The 26,026-nt window shown below is 73.1% G+C and carries 26 protein-coding genes and 2 tRNA genes; 15 read left to right on the forward strand and 13 right to left on the reverse strand.

Annotated features, from left to right (window positions below):
• Window positions 1–14: 14 nt before the first annotated feature.
• On the reverse strand, window positions 15–1,577 hold the full coding sequence (locus D9V37_RS00895; protein ID WP_121804250.1) for a GAF domain-containing protein: 1,563 nt from the start codon (window positions 1,575–1,577) through the stop codon (window positions 15–17).
• Window positions 1,578–1,665: 88 nt separating this feature from the next.
• A complete protein-coding gene (locus tag D9V37_RS00900; protein ID WP_121804251.1) occupies window positions 1,666–2,352 on the reverse strand; it encodes an NUDIX hydrolase in 687 nt (228 codons plus the stop codon).
• Between the two features lie 52 nt (window positions 2,353–2,404).
• On the opposite strand from D9V37_RS00900, the gene nadA reads away from it, so the two are divergent.
• The 3 genes from nadA to nadC are packed head-to-tail and all read left to right on the forward strand — an operon-like array spanning window position 2,405 to window position 5,579.
• Window positions 2,405–3,376 carry a quinolinate synthase NadA gene (nadA, locus tag D9V37_RS00905; protein WP_121804252.1) on the forward strand — a complete coding sequence of 324 codons (972 nt, stop codon included), beginning with the start codon at window positions 2,405–2,407 and terminating at the stop codon, window positions 3,374–3,376.
• On the forward strand, window positions 3,373–4,770 hold the full coding sequence (locus D9V37_RS00910; RefSeq protein WP_198412310.1) for an L-aspartate oxidase: 1,398 nt from the start codon (window positions 3,373–3,375) through the stop codon (window positions 4,768–4,770). Before nadA ends, D9V37_RS00910 begins: the two co-directional genes overlap by 4 nt.
• Window positions 4,770–5,579, forward strand: coding sequence for a carboxylating nicotinate-nucleotide diphosphorylase (gene nadC / locus D9V37_RS00915; RefSeq protein WP_121804253.1), 810 nt, complete (start codon window positions 4,770–4,772; stop codon window positions 5,577–5,579). The genes D9V37_RS00910 and nadC overlap by 1 nt, the downstream gene beginning before the upstream one ends.
• Before the next feature lie 102 nt (window positions 5,580–5,681).
• On the opposite strand, the gene D9V37_RS00920 is transcribed toward nadC, so the two are convergent.
• The gene (locus D9V37_RS00920; RefSeq protein WP_121804254.1) at window positions 5,682–6,281 is read right to left on the reverse strand and encodes an FMN reductase; all 600 of its coding nucleotides are present in this window, start codon (window positions 6,279–6,281) and stop codon (window positions 5,682–5,684) included.
• Complete coding sequence (locus D9V37_RS00925; RefSeq protein WP_121804255.1) at window positions 6,281–7,363, reverse strand: LLM class flavin-dependent oxidoreductase; 1,083 nt, start codon at window positions 7,361–7,363, stop codon at window positions 6,281–6,283. Before D9V37_RS00925 ends, D9V37_RS00920 begins: the two co-directional genes overlap by 1 nt.
• Before the next feature lie 151 nt (window positions 7,364–7,514).
• On the opposite strand from D9V37_RS00925, the gene D9V37_RS00930 reads away from it, so the two are divergent.
• From D9V37_RS00930 to D9V37_RS00945, 4 genes are all read left to right on the forward strand, one after another.
• Window positions 7,515–7,799 (forward strand): DUF1540 domain-containing protein, encoded by a 285-nt coding sequence (locus tag D9V37_RS00930; RefSeq protein ID WP_121804894.1) that lies wholly within the window; start codon window positions 7,515–7,517, stop codon window positions 7,797–7,799.
• A gap of 37 nt (window positions 7,800–7,836) precedes the next feature.
• Complete coding sequence (locus D9V37_RS00935) at window positions 7,837–8,748, forward strand: pirin family protein (RefSeq protein ID WP_232524670.1); 912 nt, start codon at window positions 7,837–7,839, stop codon at window positions 8,746–8,748.
• Window positions 8,749–8,810: 62 nt separating this feature from the next.
• Complete coding sequence (locus tag D9V37_RS00940; RefSeq protein WP_121804256.1) at window positions 8,811–9,686, forward strand: homocysteine S-methyltransferase family protein; 876 nt, start codon at window positions 8,811–8,813, stop codon at window positions 9,684–9,686.
• Window positions 9,687–9,688: 2 nt separating this feature from the next.
• Window positions 9,689–10,282 (forward strand): DNA-3-methyladenine glycosylase I, encoded by a 594-nt coding sequence (locus D9V37_RS00945; protein ID WP_121804257.1) that lies wholly within the window; start codon window positions 9,689–9,691, stop codon window positions 10,280–10,282.
• Window positions 10,283–10,321: 39 nt separating this feature from the next.
• Here D9V37_RS00945 and D9V37_RS00950 read toward each other — a convergent pair whose 3' ends face one another.
• The 4 genes from D9V37_RS00950 to D9V37_RS00965 form a co-directional block, all read right to left on the reverse strand.
• On the reverse strand, window positions 10,322–12,340 hold the full coding sequence (locus D9V37_RS00950; protein ID WP_121804258.1) for an ArnT family glycosyltransferase: 2,019 nt from the start codon (window positions 12,338–12,340) through the stop codon (window positions 10,322–10,324).
• 1 nt (window position 12,341) lies between these two features.
• Window positions 12,342–13,163, reverse strand: coding sequence for a dolichyl-phosphate beta-glucosyltransferase (locus tag D9V37_RS00955; RefSeq protein ID WP_121804259.1), 822 nt, complete (start codon window positions 13,161–13,163; stop codon window positions 12,342–12,344).
• Between the two features lie 73 nt (window positions 13,164–13,236).
• Entirely contained in the window at window positions 13,237–15,153 is a 1,917-nt protein-coding gene (locus tag D9V37_RS00960) for an MDR family MFS transporter (protein WP_198412311.1), read from the reverse strand.
• A gap of 75 nt (window positions 15,154–15,228) precedes the next feature.
• Window positions 15,229–16,320, reverse strand: coding sequence for a pyridoxal-phosphate-dependent aminotransferase family protein (locus D9V37_RS00965; RefSeq protein WP_121804260.1), 1,092 nt, complete (start codon window positions 16,318–16,320; stop codon window positions 15,229–15,231).
• A 117-nt stretch (window positions 16,321–16,437) separates the two neighbouring features.
• On the opposite strand from D9V37_RS00965, the gene D9V37_RS00970 reads away from it, so the two are divergent.
• Complete coding sequence (locus tag D9V37_RS00970; RefSeq protein ID WP_121804261.1) at window positions 16,438–16,995, forward strand: GrpB family protein; 558 nt, start codon at window positions 16,438–16,440, stop codon at window positions 16,993–16,995.
• Here D9V37_RS00970 and D9V37_RS00975 read toward each other — a convergent pair.
• Entirely contained in the window at window positions 16,973–18,337 is a 1,365-nt protein-coding gene (locus D9V37_RS00975; RefSeq protein ID WP_121804262.1) for an FAD-binding oxidoreductase, read from the reverse strand. The two genes, D9V37_RS00970 and D9V37_RS00975, sit on opposite strands and share 23 nt — an antisense overlap.
• Window positions 18,338–18,360: 23 nt before the next feature.
• On the opposite strand from D9V37_RS00975, the gene D9V37_RS00980 reads away from it, so the two are divergent.
• Window positions 18,361–19,782, forward strand: coding sequence for an amidase (locus D9V37_RS00980; protein WP_121804263.1), 1,422 nt, complete (start codon window positions 18,361–18,363; stop codon window positions 19,780–19,782).
• An 18-nt stretch (window positions 19,783–19,800) separates the two neighbouring features.
• Here D9V37_RS00980 and D9V37_RS00985 read toward each other — a convergent pair whose 3' ends face one another.
• The gene (locus tag D9V37_RS00985) at window positions 19,801–20,601 is read right to left on the reverse strand and encodes a thioesterase family protein (protein WP_121804264.1); all 801 of its coding nucleotides are present in this window, start codon (window positions 20,599–20,601) and stop codon (window positions 19,801–19,803) included.
• A 66-nt stretch (window positions 20,602–20,667) separates the two neighbouring features.
• Here D9V37_RS00985 and D9V37_RS00990 point away from each other — a divergent pair.
• From D9V37_RS00990 to D9V37_RS01015, 6 genes are all read left to right on the forward strand, one after another.
• Window positions 20,668–20,740 (forward strand) — tRNA-Thr (locus D9V37_RS00990).
• 66 nt (window positions 20,741–20,806) lie between these two features.
• Window positions 20,807–20,880: transfer RNA gene (locus tag D9V37_RS00995), tRNA-Met, on the forward strand.
• Window positions 20,881–20,918: 38 nt separating this feature from the next.
• The gene (rpmG, locus tag D9V37_RS01000; protein WP_121804265.1) at window positions 20,919–21,089 is read left to right on the forward strand and encodes a 50S ribosomal protein L33; all 171 of its coding nucleotides are present in this window, start codon (window positions 20,919–20,921) and stop codon (window positions 21,087–21,089) included.
• Between the two features lie 16 nt (window positions 21,090–21,105).
• Window positions 21,106–21,504 carry an FAS1-like dehydratase domain-containing protein gene (locus tag D9V37_RS01005; RefSeq protein ID WP_121804266.1) on the forward strand — a complete coding sequence of 133 codons (399 nt, stop codon included), beginning with the start codon at window positions 21,106–21,108 and terminating at the stop codon, window positions 21,502–21,504.
• Window positions 21,501–21,902 carry a MaoC/PaaZ C-terminal domain-containing protein gene (locus tag D9V37_RS01010; RefSeq protein WP_121804896.1) on the forward strand — a complete coding sequence of 134 codons (402 nt, stop codon included), beginning with the start codon at window positions 21,501–21,503 and terminating at the stop codon, window positions 21,900–21,902. The genes D9V37_RS01005 and D9V37_RS01010 overlap by 4 nt, the downstream gene beginning before the upstream one ends.
• Entirely contained in the window at window positions 21,899–22,912 is a 1,014-nt protein-coding gene (locus tag D9V37_RS01015) for a UDP-N-acetylmuramate dehydrogenase (protein ID WP_232524671.1), read from the forward strand. The genes D9V37_RS01010 and D9V37_RS01015 overlap by 4 nt, the downstream gene beginning before the upstream one ends.
• Before the next feature lie 6 nt (window positions 22,913–22,918).
• Here the strand turns inward: D9V37_RS01015 and D9V37_RS20350 are convergent, their stop codons facing one another.
• The 3 genes from D9V37_RS20350 to D9V37_RS01030 are packed head-to-tail and all read right to left on the reverse strand — an operon-like array spanning window position 22,919 to window position 25,901.
• The gene (locus D9V37_RS20350) at window positions 22,919–23,602 is read right to left on the reverse strand and encodes a DUF4190 domain-containing protein (protein ID WP_198412312.1); all 684 of its coding nucleotides are present in this window, start codon (window positions 23,600–23,602) and stop codon (window positions 22,919–22,921) included.
• On the reverse strand, window positions 23,599–24,627 hold the full coding sequence (locus D9V37_RS01025) for an adenosine deaminase (RefSeq protein WP_121804267.1): 1,029 nt from the start codon (window positions 24,625–24,627) through the stop codon (window positions 23,599–23,601). The genes D9V37_RS20350 and D9V37_RS01025 overlap by 4 nt, the downstream gene beginning before the upstream one ends.
• Window positions 24,624–25,901, reverse strand: coding sequence for an aminotransferase class I/II-fold pyridoxal phosphate-dependent enzyme (locus tag D9V37_RS01030; RefSeq protein WP_121804268.1), 1,278 nt, complete (start codon window positions 25,899–25,901; stop codon window positions 24,624–24,626). The genes D9V37_RS01025 and D9V37_RS01030 overlap by 4 nt, the downstream gene beginning before the upstream one ends.
• Window positions 25,902–26,026 lie beyond the last annotated feature (125 nt).

Genomic DNA, 26,026 nt, shown 5'->3' on the forward strand with positions numbered 1-26,026 from the left:
CGGTGGTCGACGGCTCAGGCGTCGGCCACCACGTCGCGGGTCACGGCGCTCTGCTCGGCGAGCACGGTGCCGATCTCGGCCTGGGTCTGGGTGACCTCCTCGACCGTGCGGCCGATCGAGGTGAGTGCCTCGACCACGGCGGCGACGTCGGTCTGGATGGTGCCGACCCGTCGACCGATGTCCTCGGTGGCCCGCGCGGTCTCGGCGGCGAGCTCCTTGACCTCGCCGGCCACGACCGCGAAGCCCTTGCCGGCCTGACCGGCCCGGGCGGCCTCGATGGTGGCGTTGAGCGCCAGCAGGTTGGTCTGCCCGGCGATGGTCGAGATCGTCTTGACGATGTTGCCGATCGCCGTGCTGGACTCCGAGAGCCGACCGGCCGCGGCGTCGGCCTGCAAGGTGAGCTCGAGCGCGCCGCCGGCCACCGACGTGGCCCGGTCGACGTTGCGGCCCACCTCGTCGATCGAGACCACCATCGCCGAGCCCGCCGCGCGGACGCGGTCGGAGGCGTCGAGTCGCTCGAACGCGTGCGAGACCAGCGAGACGGTGCTGCGCAGCGCGTCGCGACGACTGTCGGAGAGGGTGAGGGTCTCGGTGGCGAAGAAGTCCATGGTGCCGACGACCTCGCCGCGCACCAGGATGGGCAGGCAGACCCCGGACTTGACGCCGGCGCGGCCGGCGGCGGGGGCCCGCACGCAGTCGGTGACCTCGGCCAGGTCGGCCACGAACACCAGCTCGCGCTGCCGCCAGGCGCGCCCGGACAGGCCGACGCCCTCGGCGAACGAGGCGGCCAGCGTCACCTCGCGGAACTCGGCGCCGGCGGTGCCCGACTCCTGGGCGAAGCGCAGCACGGCCGCGTCGCGGTCGATCTGCCAGTAGGACCCGTAGGCCCAGCCGAACTCGCGGCGGATGGTGTCCAGGGCGGCGGTGACCGCGGCGCTGCGGTCGGTAGCGCGGGCGAGCTCGTTGAGCACGACGGTCACCGCCGTGAGGTCGGCGAACGCCTGCCGCTGCTGGTCGGCCTCGAAGAGCCGGTCGAGGGCCTGGCTGACCAGCACCCCGACCGCGCGCATCGCGGCCAGCCGCTCCGGGCTGGGGTCGAGCGTCTCGGTGGCGAAGAAGTCCATCGTGCCGATCACGCGACCGGCGTGCAGGATCGGGAAGCAGATGCCGCTGCGCACCCCGGCCCGGCCGGCCGCGGGAGCGCGGACGCAGTCGGTCACCTCGGCCAGCTCGGGCACGAAGACGAGGTCCCGGGCCCGCCAGGCGCGACCGGAGAGCCCCACGCCCTCGGCGAAGCTGGCCTGCATGGTGACCTCGCGGAACTCCGCGCCGGCCGACCCGGACTCCACAGCGAAGCGCAGCTCGCCGACCTCGGGGTCGACGCGCCAGAACGAGCCGTAGGCCAGGCCGAACGCCTCGCGGACGGCGTCGAGCGCCAGCCGCGCCGCGGTGTCGACGTCCTCGGCGCCGGCGAGCGCCTCGAGCACGCTGAGCACGGCCCTGGCGTCGCGGCGGCTCTCCTCGAGCAAGTCCTGCGACGACAGCGCCCGGTCCTGGCGCGAAGATCGAGTGAACACGGGTACCCCTCCGGGCTCTCCAGGTCGATGACAACGGTGTCTCGCCCTTGGAGATCGGCACTCCCCAGCGGTTCTTGAGCGATTCAGGTCAACGGCGCTCGGGAGGACGCAGCACGGCGAAGGGATCGGTGATCTCCAGCACCCGGCTGCGGAAGCGGTAGAGCGCGGCCGGCCGCCCGCCGTCGGGGCCGGGGGCGCTGTGCTCGCCGGTGGGTTCGATGAGCCCACGCCGGGTCGACACGCGCTGCAGGTTGGTGGCGCCGACGTCGTATCCCAGGGCGGCGCTGACCACCTCGCGCAGTCGCTGGATGGTGAACTCGCGCGGCGCCAGGGCGAACCCGATGTTGGTGTAGCTCAGCTTGGCCCGCAGCCGCTCGCTGGCGGCGCTGATGAAGTCGACGTGGTCGAAGGCCAGGGGCGGCAGGTCGGCCACCGGGTGCCACGCGGTGTCGTCGGGCAGCGCCGGCTCGGCGTCGGGCGGGACGATGGCCAGGTAGCCGGTGGCCAGCACTCGCGCCCGCGGGTCGCGGTCGACCCTGCTGTGGGTGGCCACCTGCTCCAGCCAGGCCACCTCGCGGACGTCGACCTTGGCTCCCAGGTGCTCGGTGATCGCCTCGCGCAGCCGCTGTCGTGGCCCGATCCCGCCGCCCGGCAGCGCCCAGCGGCCCGCGTCGGGATCGCTGCGACGTCGCCACAGCAGCACGCTGAGTCCCGGCTCGCGCACCGAGAGCACGATGCCCAGCACCTCGTGGGGGTAGGCAGGGAAGGGTTCCACGCGGATCGATGTTAGTGTCGTCGACACCGGTTATCGACTGTGAGGCGAAAACATGACCGCGACGATGACGGACTGGCAGAGCGAGGTCAAGGAGCTGGCGCGGCATCGAGACGCGCTGGTGCTGGCCCACAACTACATGCGTCCGGAGATCCAGGACGTCGCCGACGTCGTCGGCGACTCGCTCGCCCTCGCGCGGCACGCGGCCACCACCGACGCCTCGACCATCGTGCTCTGTGGGGTGTACTTCATGGCCGAGACCGCGAAGCTGCTCAGCCCCGACAAGACGGTGCTGATCCCGACCGACCAGGCCGGCTGCTCGCTGGCCGACACCGTCACCGCGGCCGACGTGCGCCGCTGGCGCGAGGAGAACCCCGGCGCGGTGGTGGTGGCCTACGTCAACACCTCGGCCGAGGTGAAGGCGGAGGCCGACATCTGCTGCACCTCCTCCAACGCCGTCGAGGTGGTCGACTCGGTGCCCGAGGACGTGCCGGTGCTGTTCCTGCCCGACCAGTTCCTCGGCGCCCACGTGCGTCGGGTGACCGGGCGCCGCAACCTGCAGGTGTGGTTGGGGGAGTGCCACGTGCACGCAGGCATCAGCCCCGACGACGTCCGCCGCCAGGTGGCGGCGTACCCGGACGCCGAGCTGCTGGTGCACCCCGAGTGCGGCTGCGCCACCTCGGCCTTGTGGCTGGCCGAGGAGGGCGTGCTGCCGAAGGAGCGCACCCACGTGCTCTCCACCGGTGGCATGGTCGAGGCCGCGCGCGCCGCCACGGCCTCGACGGTGCTGGTAGCCACGGAGATCGGCATGCTGCACCAGCTGCGCAAGGCCAAGCCGGGCACGGAGTTCCTGGCCATGAACGAGAAGGCCTCGTGCCGCTACATGAAGATGACGACGCCCGACCTGCTGGTGCGCTGCCTGCGTGAGGGACGCGACGAGGTGAGCGTCCCGCCGGCGGTTGCCGAGCGGGCGCGCCACTCGGTCGAGGCGATGATCCGCCTCGGTGAGCCGGGCGGTGGCGAGTGAGCGCCCACGACGTCGTGGTCGTCGGCTCCGGTGTCGCCGGGATGTCGGCGGCGCTCGGGCTGGCCGCGACCCGCGACGTGCTGGTGCTCGAGGACGCCGACGGTTCCACGCGGTGGGCGCAGGGCGGCATCGCCGCGGCGTTCGGGTCCGACCCGGCCGAGGAACACGCCGTCGACACCCAGGTCGCCGGCGCGGGGCTCTGCGACCCCGACGCCGTGCGGCGGCTGACCGAGGAGGGTCCCCTTCGCGTGGCCGAGCTGGTCGGCCGCGGCGCCCGCCTGGATCGCGAGGCCGACGGCTCGCTGCAGCGCTCCCGCGAGGGCGGCCACGGCCGGCGCCGGGTGGTGCACACCGACGGCGACGCGACGGGCGCCGAGGTCTGGCGGACGCTGCACGCCGCCGGCTCCTCGCTGCACCGCCGCCGCGCCCGGGTCGTCGGGCTCAGCCTCACCGCGGGCCAGGTGACCGGCGTCGTGACCGCCGACGGCGAGCACATCGCCGCTCGCGCCGTGGTGCTGGCCACCGGCGGGCTGGGCCACGTCTACGGCGCCACGACCAACCCCGAGGGAGTCCGCGGCGACGGGCTCGCCCTGGCCCTGGCCGCGGGCGCGGCCACCAGCCACCTGGAGTTCGTGCAGTTCCACCCCACCGCGCTGGCCACGGGCGGCTCGGGCCAGCTGCCGCTGGTCACCGAGGCGCTGCGCGGCGACGGCGCCGTGCTGCGCGACCGGGCGGGCACGGCGTTCATGCAGGGTCGCCACCCGCTGGCCGACCTGGCCCCTCGCGACGTCGTCGCGGCCGCCGTCCACGAGGCGGGCGGCGGCGAGCACGTCTGGCTCGACTGCCGCGGGGTGGCCGAGGTCCGCCGGCACTTCCCGACCGTGACGGCGGCCTGCGAGGCGATCGGCGTCGACCCCGCCCGCGACCTCGTGCCGGTGCGCGCGGCCCAGCACTTCCTGTGCGGCGGCGTCACCACCGACCGCTGGGGCGCCACCAGCCTGCCCGGGCTCTACGCCGTCGGCGAGGTGGCCGACTCCGGCGTCCACGGCGCCAACCGGCTGGCCTCCAACAGCCTGCTCGAGGGGCTGGTCTACGGCGCCCGCGTGGCGGCCGGCCTCACCCTGGAGCTGCCCTCGCTGCCGGCCGGCGCCTCGCGCGACGTGCTCGTCGCCCGCGACCCGGTGCTCGCCGCTCGGGCCTCGGCGCTGATGGACGCCCACGCCGGCATCGTCCGCGACGCCGAGGGGCTCGGCCGGGCGGCCGACTGGCTCGCCCCGCGCATCGAGCTCGACGCCACCTGCCGGGTGGCGGCGGCCGTGGTGGCGGCGGCGCTGGCCCGGCGCGAGAGCGTGGGCTGCCACCGTCGCTCCGACGTTGCGGCGCTGGTGGCGTGATGGACCTCGACGCGCTGCTCGCCGCCACCCTCGCCGAGGACCTCGGCGACGCCGGTGACCTCACCTCGCTGGCCACGGTGCCCGCCGACGCCGTGCTGCGGGTCGGCTACGTCACCCGCCAGCCGGGCGTCGTATGTGGGCTGCAGGTGGTGGAGGCGCTGTGCCCGGGTCTGGTCGTCGACGCGAGCGACGGTGACCGCGTCGAGGCCGGTCGGCGGCTCGCGGTCTGGGAGGCACCCGCTCGCGAGGTGCTGCGCCTCGAGCGCACCTCCCTCAACCTGCTCGGCCACCTCAGCGGCGTCGCCACCGCGACGCGCGCGTGGGTCGACGCGGTCGAGGGCACCGGCGCCCGCATCCGCGACACCCGCAAGACGCTGCCGCTGCTGCGCGACCTGCAGAAGTACGCCGTGCGCTGCGGCGGCGGCGTCAACCACCGCGCCGGCCTCTACGACGCGATCCTCATCAAGGACAACCACGTCGCGGCGGCCGGGGGAGTCGGGGCGGCGCTGGACGCGGCCTACGCCGCCCACCCGCGCGGCACGCTGGTGGTGCAGGTCGAGGTCGACTCCCTCGACCAGCTCGACGAGGCGCTCGACCACGGCGCGGAGCAGGTGCTGCTCGACAACTTCTCGCTGGCCGACCTCCGCGAGGCCGTGCGTCGTCGCCCCGCCGGCGTCATGCTCGAGGCCAGCGGCGGCCTGCGCCTCGAGAACGCCCGAGCCGTGGCCTCGACCCGCGTCGACTACCTCGCCGTCGGGGCGCTCACGCACTCGGTCGTGGTCCTCGACGTCGGGCTGGACGTCGTCTGAGCCGGGGGTGGACCGACCGGGCGAGGGGTCATGAACTGCGGTCGGTGGTCAGGTCTTCTCCTGCCCTGGAGCCGCAATCCCCGCACGTGCGGGGAATGACGGCTATCCGCGCAGCAGCTCCTCGAACGGCACCGGCTCGGCGAACGGGTCGGCCACAGCCGCCACCGGGAGCCGCCCGACGACCTTGTCGGCGAGCTCGCGGGCGGCGCGGTCGACGCGCGGGGTGATGGCGTCGGCGCCGCCGAAGTCGTCGGTGGCGGCGAAGACGCCGGTCGCGACGACGTCGGCCCGCAGGTAGGCGAAGAGCGGTCGCATGGCGACGTCGACCACCAGCGAGTGGCGGGCGGTGCCGGCGGTGGCGGCCAGCAGCACCGGCTTGCCCTCCAGCGTGCCCGGCTCCACGACGTCGAAGAACGTCTTGAACAGGCCGCTGTAGGAGGCGCTGAACACCGGCGTCACGGCGATGAGGGCGTCGGCGCGGGCGACACCGGCGATCGCCTCGGCGAGCGGGCCGCTGGGGAAGCCGGTGAGCAGGTGGTCGGTGAGCGCGTGCGCCAGGTCGCGCAGCTCCACGTGCACCACCTCGACCTGCTCGCCGCCCAGCCGCAGCGCACGGTCGGTGGCCTCGGCCAGCCGGTCGGCCAGCAGCCGTGTGGTGGAGGGGTTGCTGAGCCCGGCGGAGACGACGGCGACGGTGCGCATCACGCGGCCACCCGTCGCGACTCCAGCAGCGACTGGTGCGTGGGCGCGTCGGGCACGTGGGCCGGCTTGAGCTTCGCGAACTCCTCGCGCAGCACCGGCACCACCTGCTCGCCGAGGATGTCCAGCTGCTCCAGCACGGTCTTCAGCGGCAGTCCGGCGTGGTCCATGAGGAACAGCTGGCGCTGGTAGTCCCCGACGTACTCACGGAAGCCCAGCGTGCGCTCGATGACCTGCTGTGGGCTCCCGACGGTCAACGGGGTCTGGGCCATGAAGTCCTCCAGCGAGGGGCCGTGGCCGTAGACCGGGGCGTTGTCGAAGTACGGCCGGAACTCCCGCACCGCGTCCTGGCTGTTGGCCCGCATGAACACCTGTCCGCCCAGGCCGACGATGGCCTGGTCGGCCGAGCCGTGGCCGTAGTGCTCGAAGCGGCGCCGGTAGAGCCCCACCATCTGCTCGGTGTGCGAGGCGGGCCAGAAGATGTGGTTGGCGAAGAAGCCGTCGCCGTAGTACGCGGCCTGCTCGGCGATCTCCGGCGAGCGGATCGACCCGTGCCAGACGAAGGGCGGCACGTCGTCGAGCGGCCGTGGCGAGGAGGTGTAGCCCTGCAGCGGGGTGCGGAACCGGCCCTGCCAGTCGACGTCGGTCTCGCGCCACAGCCGGTGCAGGAGCGCGTAGTTCTCGACGGCCAGCGGGAGGCCCTGGCGGATGTCCTTGCCGAACCACGGGTAGACCGGTCCGGTGTTGCCGCGACCCATCACCAGGTCGACGCGTCCGTCGGCGAGGTGCTGCAGCTTGGCGTAGTCCTCGGCGATGAGCACCGGGTCCGTGGTGGTGATCAGGGTGGTCGCGGTCGAGAGGATGATCCGCTCTGTCCGCGCGGCGACGAAGGCCAGCGTCGCGGTCGGGTTGGAGGAGATGAACGGCGGGTTGTGGTGCTCGCCGGTGGCGAAGACGTCCAGGCCGACCTCCTCGGCCTTCTCGGCGATGGCGACCGTCGCCTTGATCCGCTCCTGCTCCGTGGGCACGCGCCCGGTGGTCGGGTCGAGCGTGACGTCGCCGACGGTGAAGATCCCGAACTGCATGATCGCTCCCCACTGGTTGAAGGTTCAATGATACGAGCGATCTGGTGGTCACGGCTATTCCGTGAGCCACACGCGACCGATGCCGGCGGCGGCCGCTGAGGGCAGCCTCACCTGGCTGGACGCGCGCCGGCGTCGGGGCGATGGTGGGCTCATGACCCAGCTCCCCGTCATCAGCACCTGCAGTGTCGAGGGTTGCTCCTACAACCACGACCACGACTGTCATGCCGGAGCCATCACCGTCACCGGTGACCACTCCGCCTGCGGCACCTACATCCACACCGACTCCCCGGCCGGCAACGACACCACCGCCCAGGTGGGCGCCTGCCACCGTGCCGACTGCGTCCACAACGAGTCGCTGGAGTGTCATGCCGAGAGCATCGAGATCGGCGCCGGTGACGACCCGGCCGACTGCCTGACCTACGCCGCCTCGGCCTGAGCCGGACGCGGTAGCGCTCGCGACCTACGCTGAGGTCGTGAGCGTGGAGGTGATCGGTCCCCGAGACGTCCCGCTCGGAGGCCTGCGATCGATGACGGTCCGGCGCACGCTGCCCAGCCGCGGCCGGACGACCATCGGTGCGTGGTGCTTCGCCGACCACTACGGGCCCGACGCCGTCGCCGAGACCGGCGGCATGGTCGTGCCGCCACACCCGCACACGGGCCTGCAGACCGTCAGCTGGCTGTTCACCGGCGAGATCGAGCACCGCGACAGCGCCGGTCACCGCGCCGTCGTCCGCCCCGGCGAGATGAACCTGATGACAGCCGGGCGCGGCATCAGCCACTCCGAGATCTCCACCGACGGCACCGAGGTGCTGCACGGCGTCCAGCTGTGGCTGGCGCTGCCCGACGCCAGCCGCGAGATAGAGCCCGGGTTCGAGCACTACGTGCCCCCGGTGGTCGACGGCCACGGCTGGTGGGCGCGGGTCTTCCTCGGTGCGGTGCTCGGCGGCCGCTCACCGGTCACGACCTACTCCGGGCTGCTCGGTGCCGAGCTCACCCTCGCCGCCGGCGTCCGGCTCACCGTGCCGGTCGATCCTGCCTACGAGCACGGCGTGCTGGTCGACACCGGCAATGTGGTGCTCGACGGCGAGCCGGTCGCCGGCTCCCGCCTGGGCTACGTGCCGCCCGGGCACAACACGCTGCAGCTGCAGGCCCTCGAGCCCACCCGGCTGGTGCTGCTCGGCGGGGTCCCGCTGGGCGAGCGACTGGTGATGTGGTGGAACTTCGTGGGCCGCAGCCACGAGGAGATCGCCGAGTACCGCCGCGCCTGGCAGGCGCTGCTCGACGACGGCGAGCCGGGCCGGTTCGCGCTCCCCGACGACGACCGTCACCCCAGCATCCCGGCTCCCGAGATGCCCCGCGGGGTGCGGCTGACGCCGCGGACCTAGGCCGTGGACCCGGGCTGTGGACGTGGGCCGTGGACCTGGTCCGCACGGCCTAGCATCTCCCCGTGCCTGTGAATCTCTCCTCCCGCCCGGTCCTGCTCGACGGCGCCACCGGCACCTGGCTGCAGGACCACGGCCTCGACGACGGCGGCTCGGGTGAGCTGTGGAACGTCGAGCGCCCCGACGTCATCCGCGCGCTGCACCGGGCGTACGCCGAGGCCGGCTCGCAGCTGCTGACCACCAACACCTTCGGCGGCACCCGGCCCCGCCTGGAGATGCACGGCCTGGGCGAGCGGGTGCACGAGCTGAGCGAGGCCGGTGCTCGGCTCGCCCGCGAGGTCGCCGACGCCCACGACCTGCTGGTCGCCGGCGACGTCGGGCCCACCGGCGAGCTGATGGCGCCGCTGGGCACCATGGACGAGGCCGAGGCCCAGGCGATCTTCGCCGAGCAGATCCGCGGCCTGGTCGACGGCGGCGCCGACCTGATCCTCATCGAAACGCTGAGCGACCTGGCCGAGGCGAGCGCCGCCGTGGCCGCCGCCCACGAGGTCGCCCCCGACCTGCCGGTGCTGGTGACGCTCAGCTTCGACACCAACCTGCGCACCATGATGGGCGTGCGTCCCGGCGACGCCGTCCGCGCGCTGGCCGAGGCCGGCGCCACCGGCGTGGGCGCCAACTGCGGCCGTGGGCCGGAGGAGATGGAGACCATCGTCGCCGAGATGGTGCAGGCGCGCCCCGAGGGTGTGCTGCTGGTGGCGCAGTCCAACGCCGGGCTCCCCGAGGTCTCCGGTGACACCTTCGTCTACACGGTCGGGCCCGACGAGCTCGGCGCCCACGCGCGACGACTGGTGGATCTCGGCGTCGACGTCGTCGGCGGCTGCTGCGGCTCGACGCCCGCCCACGTGCGCGCGATGGCGGACCAGCTGGCCGTCGGCGTCTGAGGATGGCCGAGGGCCCGGTGGTCGGCGACGACGGCGTCGCCCGCTGTCCGTGGGGCGACGGCCCCGCGATGCGTCGCTACCACGACACCGAGTGGGGGATGCCGGTGCGCGGTGAGACCGCGATGTTCGAGCGGCTCTCGCTCGAGGCCTTCCAGGCCGGGCTGTCATGGCGGACGATCCTCGACAAGCGCGAGCGGTTCCGTGAGGTGTTCCACGGCTTCGACGTCGACGCCGTCGCGGCCCTGGCCGACGCCGACCTCGAGCGGCTGCTGACCGACCCCGGCATCGTCCGCAACCGGGCCAAGGTCGAGGCCACACGGGGCAACGCCCGCGCCGCGGCCGAGCTGCGCCAGCACGGCGGCCTGGAGTCGGTCATCCGCGCTCACCGCCCCGATGACACCCCGCGGCCGGCCACCACCGCCGAGATGCCCACCGTCTCCGCCGAGAGCACCGCGCTGTCCAAGGACCTGCGCAAGCGCGGCTTCCGCTTCGTCGGCCCCACCACGATGCACGCGCTGATGGAGGCCGTCGGCCTGGTCGACACCCACCTGATCGGCTGCCACCGACGTGCCGCCAGCGGCGAATGGGGCAGCTGACCCGCCACCAGCAGGTGGCGGGTCAGCTGGCCCTGGTGATCAGGTGGTCAGGTCGTAGACGGTCGTGCCTCCGATCGTGGTGGCGGTGAAGTTGCTCTTGACCCAGTTGGTGATCTGGGTCCCGACGCTCGACGACCCGCCACCGCCGCCCTGACCGGAGCTGGCGATGAAGTAGGTGATCTTCCCCTCCTTCACCCAGGCCTTGAACTGGGCCAGCGTAGGAGCGTCGTCGGAGCCGGAGAACCCGCCGATGCCGATCACCGAGGTACCGGTCGCCAGCTCGTAGGACGCCGCGTTCTGAGCTCCGACGGTGGCCGCCGACCAGGTGGTCGTCGTGGACTCCAGCGCCTTCGCCAACCTGCTGCTGACCGACGTCGTGCCACCACCGCCGCCACCGCTGGGTCGCGACGACGACCCGGAGCTGCTCGAGGAGGACGAGGAGCCCGAGGAGCTCGAGCCCGAGCGGCTCGGGGGGTTGCCGCTGGGCCGGGTGCCGCTGGCCTTCGTGCCGCTCGGCTTGGTGCCGCTCGGCTTGGTGCCGCCACCGCCCATGCCGCCACCCATCGCGTTGCTGGAGGACGACGAGGAGGAGTCGGAGACCGCGGTCGGGATGCTGCCGGTGTGCGGGGTGTTCGCCGTGCGCAGACCCCAGTCGGCGATGGGCGCCGCGACCGCGAGGACGCCGACCAGGGCCAGGGCGGGAAGACCGCGCCGGACCGAGCCGCCGGCCAGCCAACGGGTCATCAGGCCGAGAGTGGCTGCGACCCCGAGCGCGATCGCCACGACGACGTAGACCGTGGGGGTGCCGCCGGTGGTCAGCAGGTGCACGCCCCAGGCAGACGTCGCGACCACCATGGCGATGAGGAGCGCGTGGCACGCGGCACTGTTGCGCACCCACAGCTCGCGGCCGGCGATGGCCACCAGTGCGGCGATGGCCGGGGCGAGGGCCACCGAGTAGTAGGGGTGGATGGTGCCCTGCATGAAGCTGAACGTCAGACCGGTGGCGAGCAGCGAGCCGCCCCACACCAGGGCCGCCGCACGCAGTCGGTCGGTGCGAGGAGCCGAGCGGGTCACCCAGAACAGCGCGGCGATGGCGACGAGCGCGGCCGGCAGCAACCAGGAGATCTCCAGGCCGAACTCGCCGCTGAACATGCGCTGCAGCCCGGTCGAGCCGCCGAAGCTGGAGTTCTGGCCGCCTCCACCGCCGCTCATGTTGCCCGAGCCGCCGAACAGACGGCCCAGACCGTTGTAGCCGAAGGCCAGCTCCAGCGGGTTGTTGTCGGTGCTCCCACCGATGTAGGGGCGGTCGGCTGCGGGCCACAGCAGGACGGCCAGGATCCACCAACCGGCCGAGACGACCAGGGTGACGCCGGCCAGCAGCAGCTGCCGCACCCGCTTCCACACCCCGTTCGGTCCGAGTGCGAGGTAGGCCAGGGAGAGCGCAGGCAGCACGAGGAGCGCCTGGCCGCTCTTGGTCAAGAACCCGAAGCCGAGCGCGACGCCGGCCAGCGCCAGCCACTTCGTCCGACCGTCCTCGAGCGCTCGGGTCACGCAGTAGGTCGCCGCGACGACGAGCAGCAGCAGGAGGGCGTCGGGGTTGTCGAAGCGGAAGATCAGCACGGCGGCCGGGGTCAGCGCGAGCAGCGCACCCGCCGCGAGGCCGGCGACCGGGCCCGCCACGCGGCGCACGGCGGCGAACAGCAGGCCGACCGCGGCGACGCCCTCCAGCGCCTGGGGAATGAGCAGCGTCCAGCTGTTGAAGCCGACGACGCGGGCCAGGAGACCGGGTAGCCACAGCGACGCCGGCGGCTTGTCCACGGTGATGGACGAGGCGGCGTCGAGCGCTCCGAAGAACCAGGCCTTCCAGCTCTGTGAGCCTGCCTGGATGGCTGCGGCGTAGTAGGAGTTGGCGTAGCCCGAGGAGCTGAGCTGCCAGAGATAGAGGCCTCCGGTGGCCACCAGGAGCGCCAGGAGGGCAGGACGGACCCACGCGGGGTCGCGCCGCGGTGGCGGGGAGGGTCGGGTGGTCGACCGGTCGAGCACGGGTGCGTGGGCCATCTCAGGCCGCCTCTCGGATCGTGGTGGGAACGAGCTGGTCGGTGGCCGAGGCGACGGCCGCGACCTGGGCGCGGGCGCTGCGGATCCGCCACATCCCGCGCAGGTCCTTCGCCGCGGTGTCGACGATGTCGACGCGGCTGTCGGGGTCGTCGGTCCAGTCGACCGGGACCTCGTGGACACGAAGACCCATCCGCTCGGCCAGCACGAGAAGCTCGGTGTCGAAGAACCACTCCTGGTCCACCACGGCCGGCAGCAAGGAGCCGGCGGTGTCGCGGCGGATGGCCTTGAAGCCGCACTGGGCGTCGGAGAATCTGGCCCGCAACAGAGTGCGCAGCAGTCGGTTGTAGCAGCGAGAGATGAACTCCCGCTTGGGTCCGCGCACGACGTGGGAGTCACGGTGCAGCCGGGTGCCGATGGCCAGTTCGGAGTGACCGGTCAGGAGGGGGGCCACCAGCGGCAGGAGTGCGGACAGGTCGGTGGAGAGATCGACGTCCATGTACGCCACGACGGTTGCGTCGGAGGCGAGCCAGGCGGTGCGCAGCGCGCGACCCCGGCCCTTCTGCGCCAGCCGCAGGTACGCCACGCCGGGCAGGTCGTCGGCGAGGCCGCGGCCGATCTCCTCGGTGCGGTCCGTGCTGGCGTTGTCGGCCACCGTGATCCGCACGTCGAACGGCAGCTCGCGCCGGACGAAGGCGTGCACGCGCCGTACGCTGCCGGCGAGCGACGCCTCCTCGTTGTAGACGGGGATGACGACCTCGAGCAGCGGGGAGCGGCGCTCCAGGCGGGTGACGCGGGTCGGGGGCGGGGCGGTGGTCTCGGTCATGTACCGAGACTCGCCCGCCCACCTCGCCGCGGCGTGGGGTTGTTCTGTGGGTTTTCTGTGAGCAGCGACGCCGCTACGGCGCAGCGTGACGGCCCGGCGATCCGGCGTGCCGGCCGTCCGCCGGGTCGGGGTCGCTGGGGTGCTCGCCGACCACCGTCGGGATGGCCGCGGCGTGGCTGCCCTCGTGGGCCAGGCCGTCGTGGTCGCGCTGCAGGTCGGCCTCGGCGTCGGCCTCGGCGAGCTGGGAGATCTCGGCGGTGCCGACCGGGTGCGAGGCCGCGACCGCGTCGGCGGCGGTGTGCCCGTTGCCGTTGCCGTTGCCGTTGCCGTTGCCGTTGGCCGTGTCACGCTCGGCCCGGGCCGCCGCCTGTGCCGAGGAGGCGCGCAGCTCGACCTTCGGCATCAGCAGCGTCACCAGGAAGCCGAAGATCAGCACGCACCCGGCGCCGAGGAACACCGTGCTCATCGAGTCCGAGAAGCCGACCTTGAACGGGTGCGAGAGCACATCCGACATCCGGTTGATGATCGAGGAGTCGTTCTGCACCTGCGAGATCACGCCGGTGCTGCCCGAGAGCACCTCCTTGTCGATCGCCGTCTTCGGGATCGAGCCGCTGGCCGCGGCCGCCTTGATGGCCGGCGCCGCGTCGGCGAAGGCGGACTTGATGTTGTCGCCCAGGGTGCTGAAGAGCAGCGACAAGAACACCGCGACACCGAGCGTGCCGCCCATCTGGCGGAAGAACGTGGCCGAGGCGGTGGCCACGCCGATGTCGCGGGGCGGCACGGCGTTCTGCGCGATGATCGTCAGCGGCTGCATGCACCCGCCGATGCCCAGGCCGAGGAACAGCATCCCGACCATGACCAGCACCAGGCTGGTGTCGGCGGTGATGAACGACAGCACGATCATCATCACCCCGCCCAGGCCGGTGCCGATGATCGGGAAGATCCGGATCTTGCCGGTCTTGCTGGTCACCTGGCCGGCGATGATGCCGGTGGTCATCAGGCCCACCACCATGGGCAGCATCATCAGGCCGGACTTCGTGGGGCTCGCGCCGTGGACGATCTGCATGTACTGCGGCAGCACCGTGATCGCGCCGAACATCGCGGCGCCGACGATGATGCTGGCGATGATGGTCACCGTCATCGTGCGGTTGGAGAAGATCCGCAGCGGGATGAGCGCGTCGTCGTGCATGCGCGCCTCGACGAAGGCGAACAGTGCGATGCCGACCACGCCGATCACGTAGCAGGCCCACGAGCGCTCGGAGGTCCAGCCCCAGTCGCGGCCCTGCTCGGCGACGACCAGCAGCGGCACGACCGCGATGACCAGCGAGACCGCGCCCCACCAGTCGATACGTGCCTCGCGGCGCTGGTGGTGCAGGTGCAGGTTCTTGGTGACCACGAAGAGGGCCAGGATGCCGATCGGCACGTTGACCAGGAACACCCAGCGCCAGCCGGTGATGCCGAGGATCGAGTCGGCGCCGGCGAACAGCCCGCCGGCCACCGGGCCCAGCACGCTGGAGGTGGCGAAGACGCCCATGAAGTAACCGGTGTACTTGGCCCGCTCGCGCGGCGAGACGATGTCGCCGATGATCGAGAGCACGAGGGTGAACAGACCGCCGGCGCCGAGACCCTGGAAGGCGCGCAGCGCGGCGAGCTCGTACATGGAGGTGGCGAACGAGCAGGCGGCGGAGCCGATGATGAAGACGGTGATCGCGAACAGGAACAGCTTCTTGCGGCCGTAGAGGTCGCCGAGCTTGCCGTAGATCGGCGTCGTGATCGTCGAGGTGATCAGGTACGCCGTCGTGACCCAGGCCTGGATCGAGAGGCCGTTGAGGTCATCGGAGATGGTGCGGATCGCCGTACCGACGATCGACTGGTCCAGGGCGGCGAGGAACATGCCCAGGAGCAGGCCGGACAAGATGGTGAGGATCTGGGCGTGGGTGTACTCGCCGGTGGACTCCTCTGCGGCGGGCGCCGAGGTCGTGGTGGCCACGAGTCTCCTGAAGGTCGGGTTGTGAGTGCCGGTCCAGGATAGTTGTCTTCGACAATCAACGCGAACCGCTTCGGATTACGCCAGGACCTCGTCCAGGGCGGCGAGCACCAGCTCGACGGCGTCGGGCCGGGCGTTGTGGCCCATCAGCCCGATCCGCCAGACGGTGGCGGCGTAGGCGCCGGCTCCTGCGCCGATCTCGAGCCCGAACCGCTCCAGCAGGCGCGCGCGCACCGCGGCGGAGTCGACGCCGTCGGGCACCTTGACCGTGGTCAGCTCCGGCAGCCGCGAGCCCTTCTCGGCGAACAGCTCCAGGCCGCGCTGCTCCAGCCCGTCCTGCAGCTGCTGGCCGGCGGCGGCGTGCCGCGCCCACACCGACTCCAGACCCTCCTCCAGGATCCGGCCCAGCCCGGCGTGGAGCGAGGCGACCATCGCCACCGGCGCGGTGTGGTGGTACGTGCGTCCGCCACCGGCCTTCGTGCCGGCCTCGCCGACGTAACCGCCCAGCAGCCCGAGGTCGAGGTACCACGACCGCGGCTTCTCGACCCGGCGCTCGAAGGCGCGGTCGTTGATGGTGAACGGCGCGAGCCCGGGCGCGACGCCCAGGCACTTCTGCGTGCCCGCGTAGCCGACGTCGATGCCCCACTCGTCGGCGTGCAGCTCGATGCCGGCGATGCTGGTGACCGCGTCGGTGAGCAGCAGGGCGTCGCCCTTGCCCGCGCCCAGGCCCGCGATGTCGGAGCGCACGCCGGTGGAGGTCTCGGCGTGGACCGCGGCGATGATCGCCGGGCTCGGGTGGGCGCCGGTCACCCGGTCGACGTCGACCGGCGTGCCCCACTCGTGCTCCACCGGCACCACCTCGGCACCGCAGCGGGCGGCGACGTCGCACATCCGCTGCCCGAACAGTCCGTTGACCGCCACGACCACCACGTCGCCCTCGTGCACGGTGTTGACGAAGGCCGCCTCCATGCCCGCGGACCCCGTGGCGCTGAGCGGCAGCGTGCGCGCGTTGGCGGTGCCCCACACCGTCCGCAGCCACTCGCAGGTCTCGTCCATCATCGCCAGGAACGCCGGGTCGAGGTGCCCCAGGATCGGCAGCCCCAGCGCCGCCGTCGCCTCCGGGTAGGGGTTGGACGGACCGGGACCGAAGAGGTGGCGCTCGAGGATCATGGAGCCGACGTAACCACAGCCGTCGCTCGTTCACCATGGTGGCATGGTGAACGGCCACCTCCCACGACGTAGGACCTGTGGGAAGTGGACGTTCATCGTGGGAAGTACGGTCCCGAGGTGATCCTCGTCGAGGAGTACGACCCCGCCTGGCCCGGCCGCTTCGAGGCGCTCCGCGAGGAGTACGCCGAGGCGCTGGCGGCGGCAGAGGTTCCGGTGGTGGCGATCGAGCATGTCGGCAGTACGTCGGTGCCCGGACTCGCGGCCAAGCCGGTCATCGACATCGACGTCGTGGTCGGGCCCGACCACGTCGCCGCTGCGTCCGCGGTGATGGAATCGCTCGGGTTCGTCGCCCGTGGCGATCTGGGCGTCCCCGAGCGGTACGCCTTCCGCGCACCCGAGCGGCTCGGCCCCACCCATACCTACGTCGTCGTCGAGGGATCACTGTCGCTGCGCAACCACCTGGGCGTGCGCCGGGTGCTGCGCGAGCACGCGGCGCTGCGCGAGGAGTACGCGGAGACCAAGCGACGGGCCGGTCGCGAGGCGGCGGACATCGACGAGTACATCGCCCACAAGAGCGACGTCGTGCAGCGCATCCTGGCCGCGGCCGGCGTCGAGCAGGCCGAGCGGGCAGCGATCGACGCGGTCAACCGCCCTACAGGACCGCCCCGGGGTTGAGGATCCCGGCGGGGTCGAGGGCGTCCTTGACCCGGCGCGAGAGCGCCATGACGTCGGGACCGAGCTGGTCGGGCAGGGCCGCCCGCTTCGCGCGGCCCACGCCGTGCTCGCCGGTGATGGTGCCGCCCAGGCCGATGGCCAGCGACATCACCTCGTCGAAGGCGAGGCGGGCCCGCTTCTCGACGGCGGGGTCGGCCGGGTCGAAGACGATGATGGGGTGGGTGTTGCCGTCGCCGGCGTGGGCGACGACCGGGATGCGCACCTCGTGCTCGGCGGCGATCGCCGCGATGCCGTCGATCAGCGTCGGCAGCAGCGGCACCGGGGCGCCGACGTCCTCGAGCAGCAGCGAGCCCTGCTGCTCGAGTGCGAGGAAGGCGTTGCGACGGGCGGCGACGAACATCTCCGACTCGGCGGGGTCGGTGGTGGTGGCCACCTCGGTGGCGCCGGCGGCCGCACACGCCTGCTCCATCACCGCCAGCTCCAGCGCGCACGCCTCGCCGGGGGCGTCGGACTGGGCGATCATCAGGGCGCCGGCGCTGCGGTCCAGGCCGTGGGAGCGCCAGTCCTCCACCGCGTTGATGGAGGCGTTGTCCATCAGCTCCATCATCGAGGGCCGCACCTTCGCCCCGATGGCGACGACGGCGCGCGAGGCGTCGGTCATCGAGTCGAAGACCGCCACCAGCGTCGCGCGCTCGGACTGGGCGGGCACCAGCCGCAGGATGGCGCGGGTGACGATGCCCAGCGTGCCCTCGCTGCCGACGAACAGCTTGAGCAGCGAGAGCCCGGCGACGTCCTTGATCCGCTTGCCGCCGAGCGTGACGAGGGTGCCGTCGGCCAGCACGACGTCGAGCCCGAGCACGTAGTCGGTCGTCACCCCGTACTTCACGCAGCACAGGCCGCCGGCGTTGGTGGCGACGTTGCCGCCGATGGAGCACATCTCGAACGACGACGGGTCCGGCGGGTACCAGAGCCCTTCTTGCGCCGCCGCCTGCTTGACCTCGACGTTGAGGGCGCCGGGCTCGACCACGGCAACCCGGCAGGCGGTGTCGATCTCGATGTCCCGCATCCGCTCCAGGCTGATCACCAGGCCGTCCTCGACCGCCGAGGCGCCACCGGAGAGCCCGCTGCCCGCGCCGCGCGGCACCACCGCGACGCCGTGGCGGGCGGCCCAGCGGACCGCCTCCTGCACGTGCTCGGCGCACTCCGCGCGCACGACCGCGGCAGGGGTTCCGGCGGTGACGTCGTGCGACCAGTCGTGCCGGTAGCGCTCGAGCGCGTCGGGGTCGGTGAGCACGACGCCGTCCGGGAGCGCCTCGGTGAGCTCGATCACAGAGGGGTGCATGGCGCCCCACTATCGTCCGGGGCGTGGCACGAGTCCATGCCTTCGGTGACGACGCGCTGGCCGACGACGACGCCGTGGGGCTGCGCGAACGGCTGCAGGCCGGCACGGTCTCGCCTCGCGAGCTGGTCGACGCGGCCATCGCGCGTGCGGAGCGGGTCGACCCCGAGCTGGGCGCGGTCGCCTACCGGGCCTACGACCGTGCCCGGACCGACGCCGCCGAGCAGCGGCCCGGCTGGTTCTCCGGCATCCCGACCCTGGTCAAGGACAACGCCGACGTCGCGGGCCTGCCCACCCAGCAGGGCTCGCGGGCATGGGTGGCCCGGCCGGCCGCGCGCGACGGCGACGTCGCCCGAGTGCTCGGCGCCCTCGGCCTGGTCACCCTGGGCAAGACCCAGCTCTCCGAGTTCGGCTTCAGCGCCTCCGCCGAGTTCGCCCCGGACTCCGGCTGGCCCCCCGTGCGCAACCCGTGGGACCCCGCCCGCACCGCCGGAGCGTCCTCGGCCGGGGCCGCGGCGCTGGTCGCCTCCGGCGCGGTGCCGCTCGCGCACGCCAACGACGGCGGTGGCTCGATCCGGATCCCGGCCTCGTGCTGTGGCCTGGTGGGGCTCAAGCCCACCCGTGGCCGCACCCCCACCGAGGCGCTGAACCGGCAGATGCCGGTGCGGCTGGTCGCCGACGGCGTCCTCACGCGCAGCGTCCGCGACACCGCCGCGTTCCTGCGCGAGTCGGAGAGGGTCTACCGCGAGCTCTCGCTGCCGCCCGTCGGCGACATCCGCGGCCCGAGCCGCAAACGCCTGCGGGTGGGGGTCGTCACCGCCAGCATCGGCGAGCGGACCGTCGACGCCGAGAACGTCGCGGCCGTCGAGTCGCTCGGCGGCCTGCTCGACGACGCCGGCCACCACGTCCGAGCCACGACGGTGCCCGCGCCCGAGACCTTCGCCGACGACTTCGTGCTGCTGTGGGGCTTCCTGGCCGCGCTCATCTGCGACACCGGCCGGGTCAGCCTCGGCCGGCATTTCGACCGCCGGGCCACCGACCACCTCACGCAGGGGCTGGCGCGCCACTTCCACCGCCACGGCTGGCGCTTCCCGGCCGCCGTACGCCGGCTGCGGTCCTCCACGGCGGTCTCCCAGCGCTTCTGGTCCGACCAGCGCTTCGATGTGGTCCTCAGCCCGGTGCTCGCCCACCCGACGCCGCCGCTGGGCGTGCTCGACCCCGGCCAGCCCTACGAGACGGTGCTGGCCCGCCTCCTCGAGTGGGTCGCCTTCACTCCGTGGCAGAACGCCACCGGCGAGCCCGCGATCTCGCTGCCCACCGCCACCTCGGCCGACGGCACCCCGATCGGCGTCATGGCCTCCGCGCCCACCGGCGGCGAGGCGACGCTGCTCGGGCTGGCCTTCGAGGTCGAGCAGCTCGCCCCCTTCCGGCGGATCCAGGACCGCTGACCTGCCCAGAGGTGCGGCTCAGCGGCCCCGGGAGCCCTCGGCGTTGGGCACCACCAGCAGGGTCTGCCGGGTCCAGCCGACCAGCCCGGTCTCGTCGTAGATCGTCGACGCCGCGACACCGACCGCGCCCGGGCCGAGGGTGGTGACCGCGTCGAGGCAGATCCACTCGCCCTCGGCGGGGCGCACCAGGTGCACGGTGAGCTCGGTGTTGAGGAAGTTCCAGGCGTCCGCGTCCAGCGCCGAGGAGACGCCGGAGGCCGAGTCGGCGCACACCAGCACCCGCTGCAGCGGGCTCAGCGCCTCGCCCTCGAGCAGCGGCAGCAGCGGCCGCATCCACACCACGCCGGGGCCGGGCCGGGAGACCGCGCCGTTCACCCAGCGCCACTCCACCGACTCCATGTAGCCGTCGCGGTGCCAGGTCGCGGGCGGCTCCTCGTGGCGGCCGTCGCCGGGGGCGTGGCCGGCCATCGGGAGGGCGTCGCCGGGGCCGTCCGCGGTCAGCGGCATCGCCCACGCCTGAGCGCGGGCCACGACGCGTCCCGAGGAGTCGGCCAGTGCGGCGCCCACCAGCGCGACCGTGCGGCCGGGCCGGAGCACCTCGGAGGTGACCTGCAGCGGGCCCACGGGCACCGGTCCGAGCAGGTCGAGGGTGAACCGGCCCACCGTGCGGCCGGGCTCGACGAGCGCCTCGACGGCGCGGGCGAGCAGCGCCGCGGGCGGGCCGCCGTGCTGCGCCGCGGCGGTCCACGGACCGGCGGTGCGAGGCGTCGCGACGACCTCGCCCGGGGTGTCGCCGGCGAGGTAGTAGGCGGATTTCACGTTCCTCCGAGGCGCTGTGTAGTCTGGGGCGTCGCGTACGCGGGTCCCCACGGGCCCTGTGTGCCTGCCCCTTTAGCTCAGTCGGCAGAGCGTCTCCATGGTAAGGAGAAGGTCTACGGTTCGATTCCGTAAAGGGGCTCCGGGACGACGTCGGCAGCAGAGGAACCCTCGCGGGAATCTCTGAGGCCGGACGCCTGTTCCACGCGGCGGGGTAGCTCAGGTGGTGAGAGCGCACGACTCATAATCGTGAGGTCGCGGGTTCGAGCCCCGCCCCCGCTACCGACTAGGTCCCACCGCAGCAGGAAGAGGCACCAGAAGTGGCCAGCAAGTCCTCCGACGTCCGCCCCAAGATCACCTTGGCGTGCGTGGACTGCAAGGAACGCAACTACATCACCAAGAAGAACCGTCGTAACGACCCCGACCGGCTCGAGCTGGCGAAGTTCTGCCCGCGCTGCCGCAAGCACACCGCGCACCGCGAGACCCGCTGAACCTGGGGTCCAGCACATGGTCGACAGCTCTCTGGCCGGCCGCACGTTCCCGCCTCCGCCCTCACTGCAGGTGACCGCGGAGGCGGTTCGTGCGTTCGCCGCCGCCACGGGCACGCCGTACGCCGAGGGCGAGCCGGCGCCGGCGACGTTCCCCATCGTCGTGGCCTTCGTCGCGATGCAGGCCCTGATGGGCGACCCGGAGGTCGGCATCGACCTGAGCCACGTCATCCACGGTGAGCAGCGCTTCGCCTACGAGCGTCCGGTCGTGGTCGGCGACGAGCTGACCGCCACCCTCACCGTCGACACGCTGCGCCAGATCGGCGGCGCCGACATCATCGGCACCACCAGCGCGATCACCGACGCCGACGGTGCGCTGGTCTGCACCGCCAAGGCCACCTTGGTACACACCGCATGAGCCTGGAGGCCGGCGAGGAGCTCGCCACGCAGACCTTCCGGGTCACACGCGCCGACCTGGTCGCCTACGCCGCGGCCGCCGGCGACCCGAACCCGATCCACCAGGACGCCGACGTCGCCCGCTCGGTCGGGCTGCCCGGCGTCATCGCCCACGGCATGTACACGCTCGCGCTGGCCGCCCGCGCCGTCGACGGCTGGGCCGGAGCCCCCGGACGCGTGGTCGAGCTGGGGGCGAAGTTCACCAAGCCGGTCGTCGTGCCGGCCGGCGAGGACGGCGCCGAGGTCGTCGTGGCCGGCACCGTGAAGAAGGTCGAGGACGGCCGGGCCACCATCGGCCTCACCGTGACCTGCGGTGCGGACAAGGTGCTCGGCATGCCCACCGCCGTCGTCGCCCTGTGAGGCTCGCCGAGCACACCACCCTGCGTCTCGGCGGCCCGGCCGACGAGGTGGTCGCCGCCACCGGCTCCGAGGAGCTGGTCGAGGCCGTCCGCTCCGCCGACGCCGCCGGCACCCCCGTGCTGCTGCTGGCCGGCGGCAGCAACCTGGTGGTCGCCGACGCCGGCTTCGGCGGCCGGGTGGTCCACGTCGCCACCCGCGGCGTGCAGGTCGAGTCCGACGCGTGCGGCGGCGCGATGGTGCGCGTGGCCGCCGGCGAGCCCTGGGACGACCTCGTCGTCCGGGCGCTCGCCGAGGGCTGGCTCGGCCTCGAGGCGCTGTCGGGCATCCCGGGCTCCGTCGGAGCGACGCCGGTGCAGAACGTCGGCGCCTACGGCCAGGAGGTCGCCCAGACGATCGCCTCGGTGCGCACCTTCGACCGCGTCGAGCGGGCGGTGCGCACGCTGGCGGCCGCCGAGTGCGGCTTCGGCTACCGCACCAGCCGCTTCAAGGTCGACCCGCTGCGCTACGTCGTCCTCGACGTCACCTTCCAGCTCCGGCTCGGCACGCTCGGCGGTCCCGTCGCCTACGCCGAGCTCGCGCGCTCACTGGGCGTGGCGGCGGGGGAGCGGGCGCCGGCCGCCGACGTCCGCGAGGCCGTGCTGACGCTGCGCCGCGGCAAGGGCATGGTGCTCGATGAGGCCGACCACGACACCTGGAGCGCCGGCTCGTTCTTCACCAACCCGGTGGTCGAGCCCGAGCGCGTGCCCGCCGGCGCCCCGGCCTGGCCGCAGCCCGACGGCAGCGTCAAGACCAGTGCCGCCTGGCTCATCGAGCACGCCGGGTTCGAGCGCGGCCACGTCCGGGGCCACGTGGCGATCTCGGGCAAGCACACGCTCGCCCTGACCAATCGAGGCGGCGGCACCACCGCCGAGCTGGTCGCGCTGGCCACCGAGATCCGCGACGGCGTGGAGCTCGCCTACGGGGTCCGGCTGGACCCCGAGCCGACCTTGGTCGGCTGCCGCGTGGGCTGACCCGGCTCAGGAGTTGTAGCTGTAGCTCGAGCTGGAGTTGAACCCGCCGGCGATCGCGATGATCACGATGATCACGATGAACGCCACGATCAGGGCCAGCAGCACCGTGCCGATGATGCCCATGACGAAGCCGGCCGTGGCCGAGCCCTCGCCGCCGAGCTGTCCTCCGGACTCGCGGATCTCGCGCCGGGCCTTCGCGCCGATCCACCAGGCGAACGGCGAGACCAGCACCGGCAGCCCGCACAGGAACGTGCCGACCAGGGCGATGATCCCCAGCACCATGGCCGTGGTGGCCTGCGGGTGGTTCGGCCGGGCCGCGTAGCCGTATCCCGGCTGCGGCTGCCCGTACGCCGGTGCGGGGTAGGCGCCCGGCTGGGCCGGGGGCGGGGGAGGAGGCGGCCCGCCCGACGGCTGCCCGTAGCCCGCCCACGGGTTGTGGTCCTGCGGTTGCCCGGCCTGTTGCCCGGCCTGTTGCCCGGACTGCTGACCGGACTGCTGACCGGACTGCTGACCGGCCTGCTGGGCCGCCTGCTGCTCCCAGTAGCCCGGCTGCTCGGGCTGCTCGGGCTGCTCGGGCGGGGGTGCCGCCGGGGTGGGCGTGATCGGCGCCGTCTCGTCGCTCCCGGGCGCCTGCTCCTTCGGCGGCTTGGCGAACGGGTCGTCGGGATCCGGGCCGGGGTACTGCGTCATGAGGGGGATTGTGCCAACCAGGCGTCGACGTCGGCCAACGCCGTCGCCACCAGGTCGCTCGGGGCGCGGCTGGCGCGAAACGACATCCGGGCCAGCTCGGCCAGGTCGGCGTCCTCGAGCGCGTGGGCGGCGCGCATCGTCGCGTACTGGGCGTTGAGCCGGGAGCCGAACAACAGCGGGTCGTCCGCGCCGAGCGCGACGGTGGCCCCGGCCTCGAGCAGCTGGGGGAGCGGCACCGAGGCCAGGTCGGTGTAGACCCCGAGGGCCACGTTGGAGGTCGGGCACACCTCCAGGGCCACGCCGCTGCTCGCGATGCGCTCGAGCAGGGCCGGGTCCTCGGCCGACCGGACGCCGTGACCCAGCCGCTGGGCGTGCAGGTCGTCCAGGCACGCGCGGACGTGGGAGGGGCCGACGAGCTCGCCGCCGTGCGGGTCGAGCATCAGCCCGGCGCGCTCGGCGATGCGGAAGGCCGGTGCGAACTCCGCGGTGCGGCCGCGGCGTTCGTCGTTGGAGAGCCCGAAGCCGACGACGCCGCGGTCGACGTACTGGGTGGCCAGCCGCGCCAGCGTCCGAGCGTCCAGCGGGTGGCGGGTGCGGTTGGCGGCGATGACCACGGCGATGCCCAGCCCCGTCCGGCGCGAGGCGTCCGCGACGGCGTCGAGCACCAGGTCGGTGAAGGCGGTGACCCCGCCGAACAGGGTCGCGTAGCCGCTGGGGTCGACCTGGATCTCCAGCCAGCGACCGCCGTCGGCGACGTCGTCCTCGGCGGTCTCGCGGACCAGGCGCCGCACGTCGGCCTCGGTGCGCAGCACGGACCGGGCGACGTCGTAGAGCCGCTGGAAGCGGAACCAGCCCTTCTCGTCGGCGGCCGAGAGGGTCGGCGGCCAGTCCTCGACCAGCGCGTCGGGCAGCACGTGACCGTCGCGCTCGGCCAGCTCGAGGAGGGTGGCGTGGCGCATCGACCCCGTGAAGTGCAGGTGCAGGTGAGCCTTCGGCAGCGCCCGGAGCTCCCGCCGCGCGCTCACTCCGCCCGCTTCTCGGCGGCGGCCAGCAGGACGCAGGTGGTCACCGCCTCCATCGCCGCGGTGACGTCGGCCAGCGGCGGGAAGGTCGGTGCGAGCCGGATGTTGCGGTCGCGCGGGTCGTCGTTGTACGGGAAGGCCGAGCCGGCGGGCGTCAGGGCCACGCCGGCCTGCTTGGCCAGCTCGATGACGCGCGAGGCGGTGCCGTCGACCACGTCGAGGCTCACGAAGTAGCCGCCCGCCGGCTTGGTCCAGCTCGCGACGCCCGTGCCGCCCAGTCGCTCGGTGAGCACGCGGTCGACCTCGTCGAACTTGGGGGCGATGATCTCGCGGTGCTTGACCATGTGGTCGCGCACGCCCTGCGGCGAGCCGAAGAACTGCGCGTGCCGCAGCTGGTTGAGCTTGTCGGGGCCGATCGAGCCCTGCGAGAGGTTGCCGACGTACCAGCCGATGTTGTCCACCGAGCCGGCCAGGAACGCCACTCCGGCGCCGGCGTAGGTGATCTTGGAGGTGGAGGCGAACACCAGCGGCCGGTGCGGGTGGCCGGCTGCGGTGGCCAGCGAGGTGATGTCGGCGCTCTTGGTCTCCTGCGGCGTGAGGTGGTGGAAGGCGTAGGCGTTGTCCCAGAACAGCTTGAAGTCCGGCGCCGCGGTCGGCATCGAGGCCAGCCGCTCGGCCACCTCCTGGGTGCACACCGAGCCGGTCGGGTTGGCGTAGGTCGGTACCAGCCACATGCCCTTGACGCTCGGGTCCGACGCCGCCAGCGCGGCCACCGCCTCGACGTCGGGGCCGTCGTCGTTCATCGGCACGGTGACCATGTCGATCCCGAACCACTGCAGCAGCGTGAAGTGCCGGTCGTAGCCGGGGACCGGGCAGATGAAGGTGACCTTCTCCTCCGCGCCCCAGGGCCGCTCGCCGTCGACCGCTCCGCGGAGCCAGAGGAAGCTGAGGACGTCGCGCATCATCATCAGGCTGGAGCTGCCGCCCGCCACGACCTGCTCGGGCTCGACCCACAGCAGCTCGGCGAACATCGCCCGCAGCTCGGCGATGCCCTCCAGGCCGCCGTAGTTGCGGGTGTCGACGCCCGCGGCGTCCGTGGTGCTCGTGGGCAGCGAGAGCAGGCCATCGGACAGGTCGAGCTGGGAGGCGGACGGCTTGCCCCGGGTCAGGTCCAGTCGCAGGTCCGCGGCGCGCAGCTCCTCATAGGCCGACCGGAGCTGGTCGAGGTCGGGCGGTTCGGGGGCAGACTGGTCGGGGGCGGCAGGGTCGAGGCTCACGTCGCCATGCTCCCAAACCCGCGCGCTCGGTTCGACTTCGCCTGGGAGCCGCCCGTAGACTCGCCCGTGGCGATGGTGTGGCCATGCTTCGGCATGCCCCGGAAGCGGCACTGATCCGGGCCAGA

This window comes from Nocardioides mangrovicus (assembly GCF_003674065.1).
Classification (GTDB): domain Bacteria; phylum Actinomycetota; class Actinomycetes; order Propionibacteriales; family Nocardioidaceae; genus Marmoricola; species Marmoricola mangrovicus.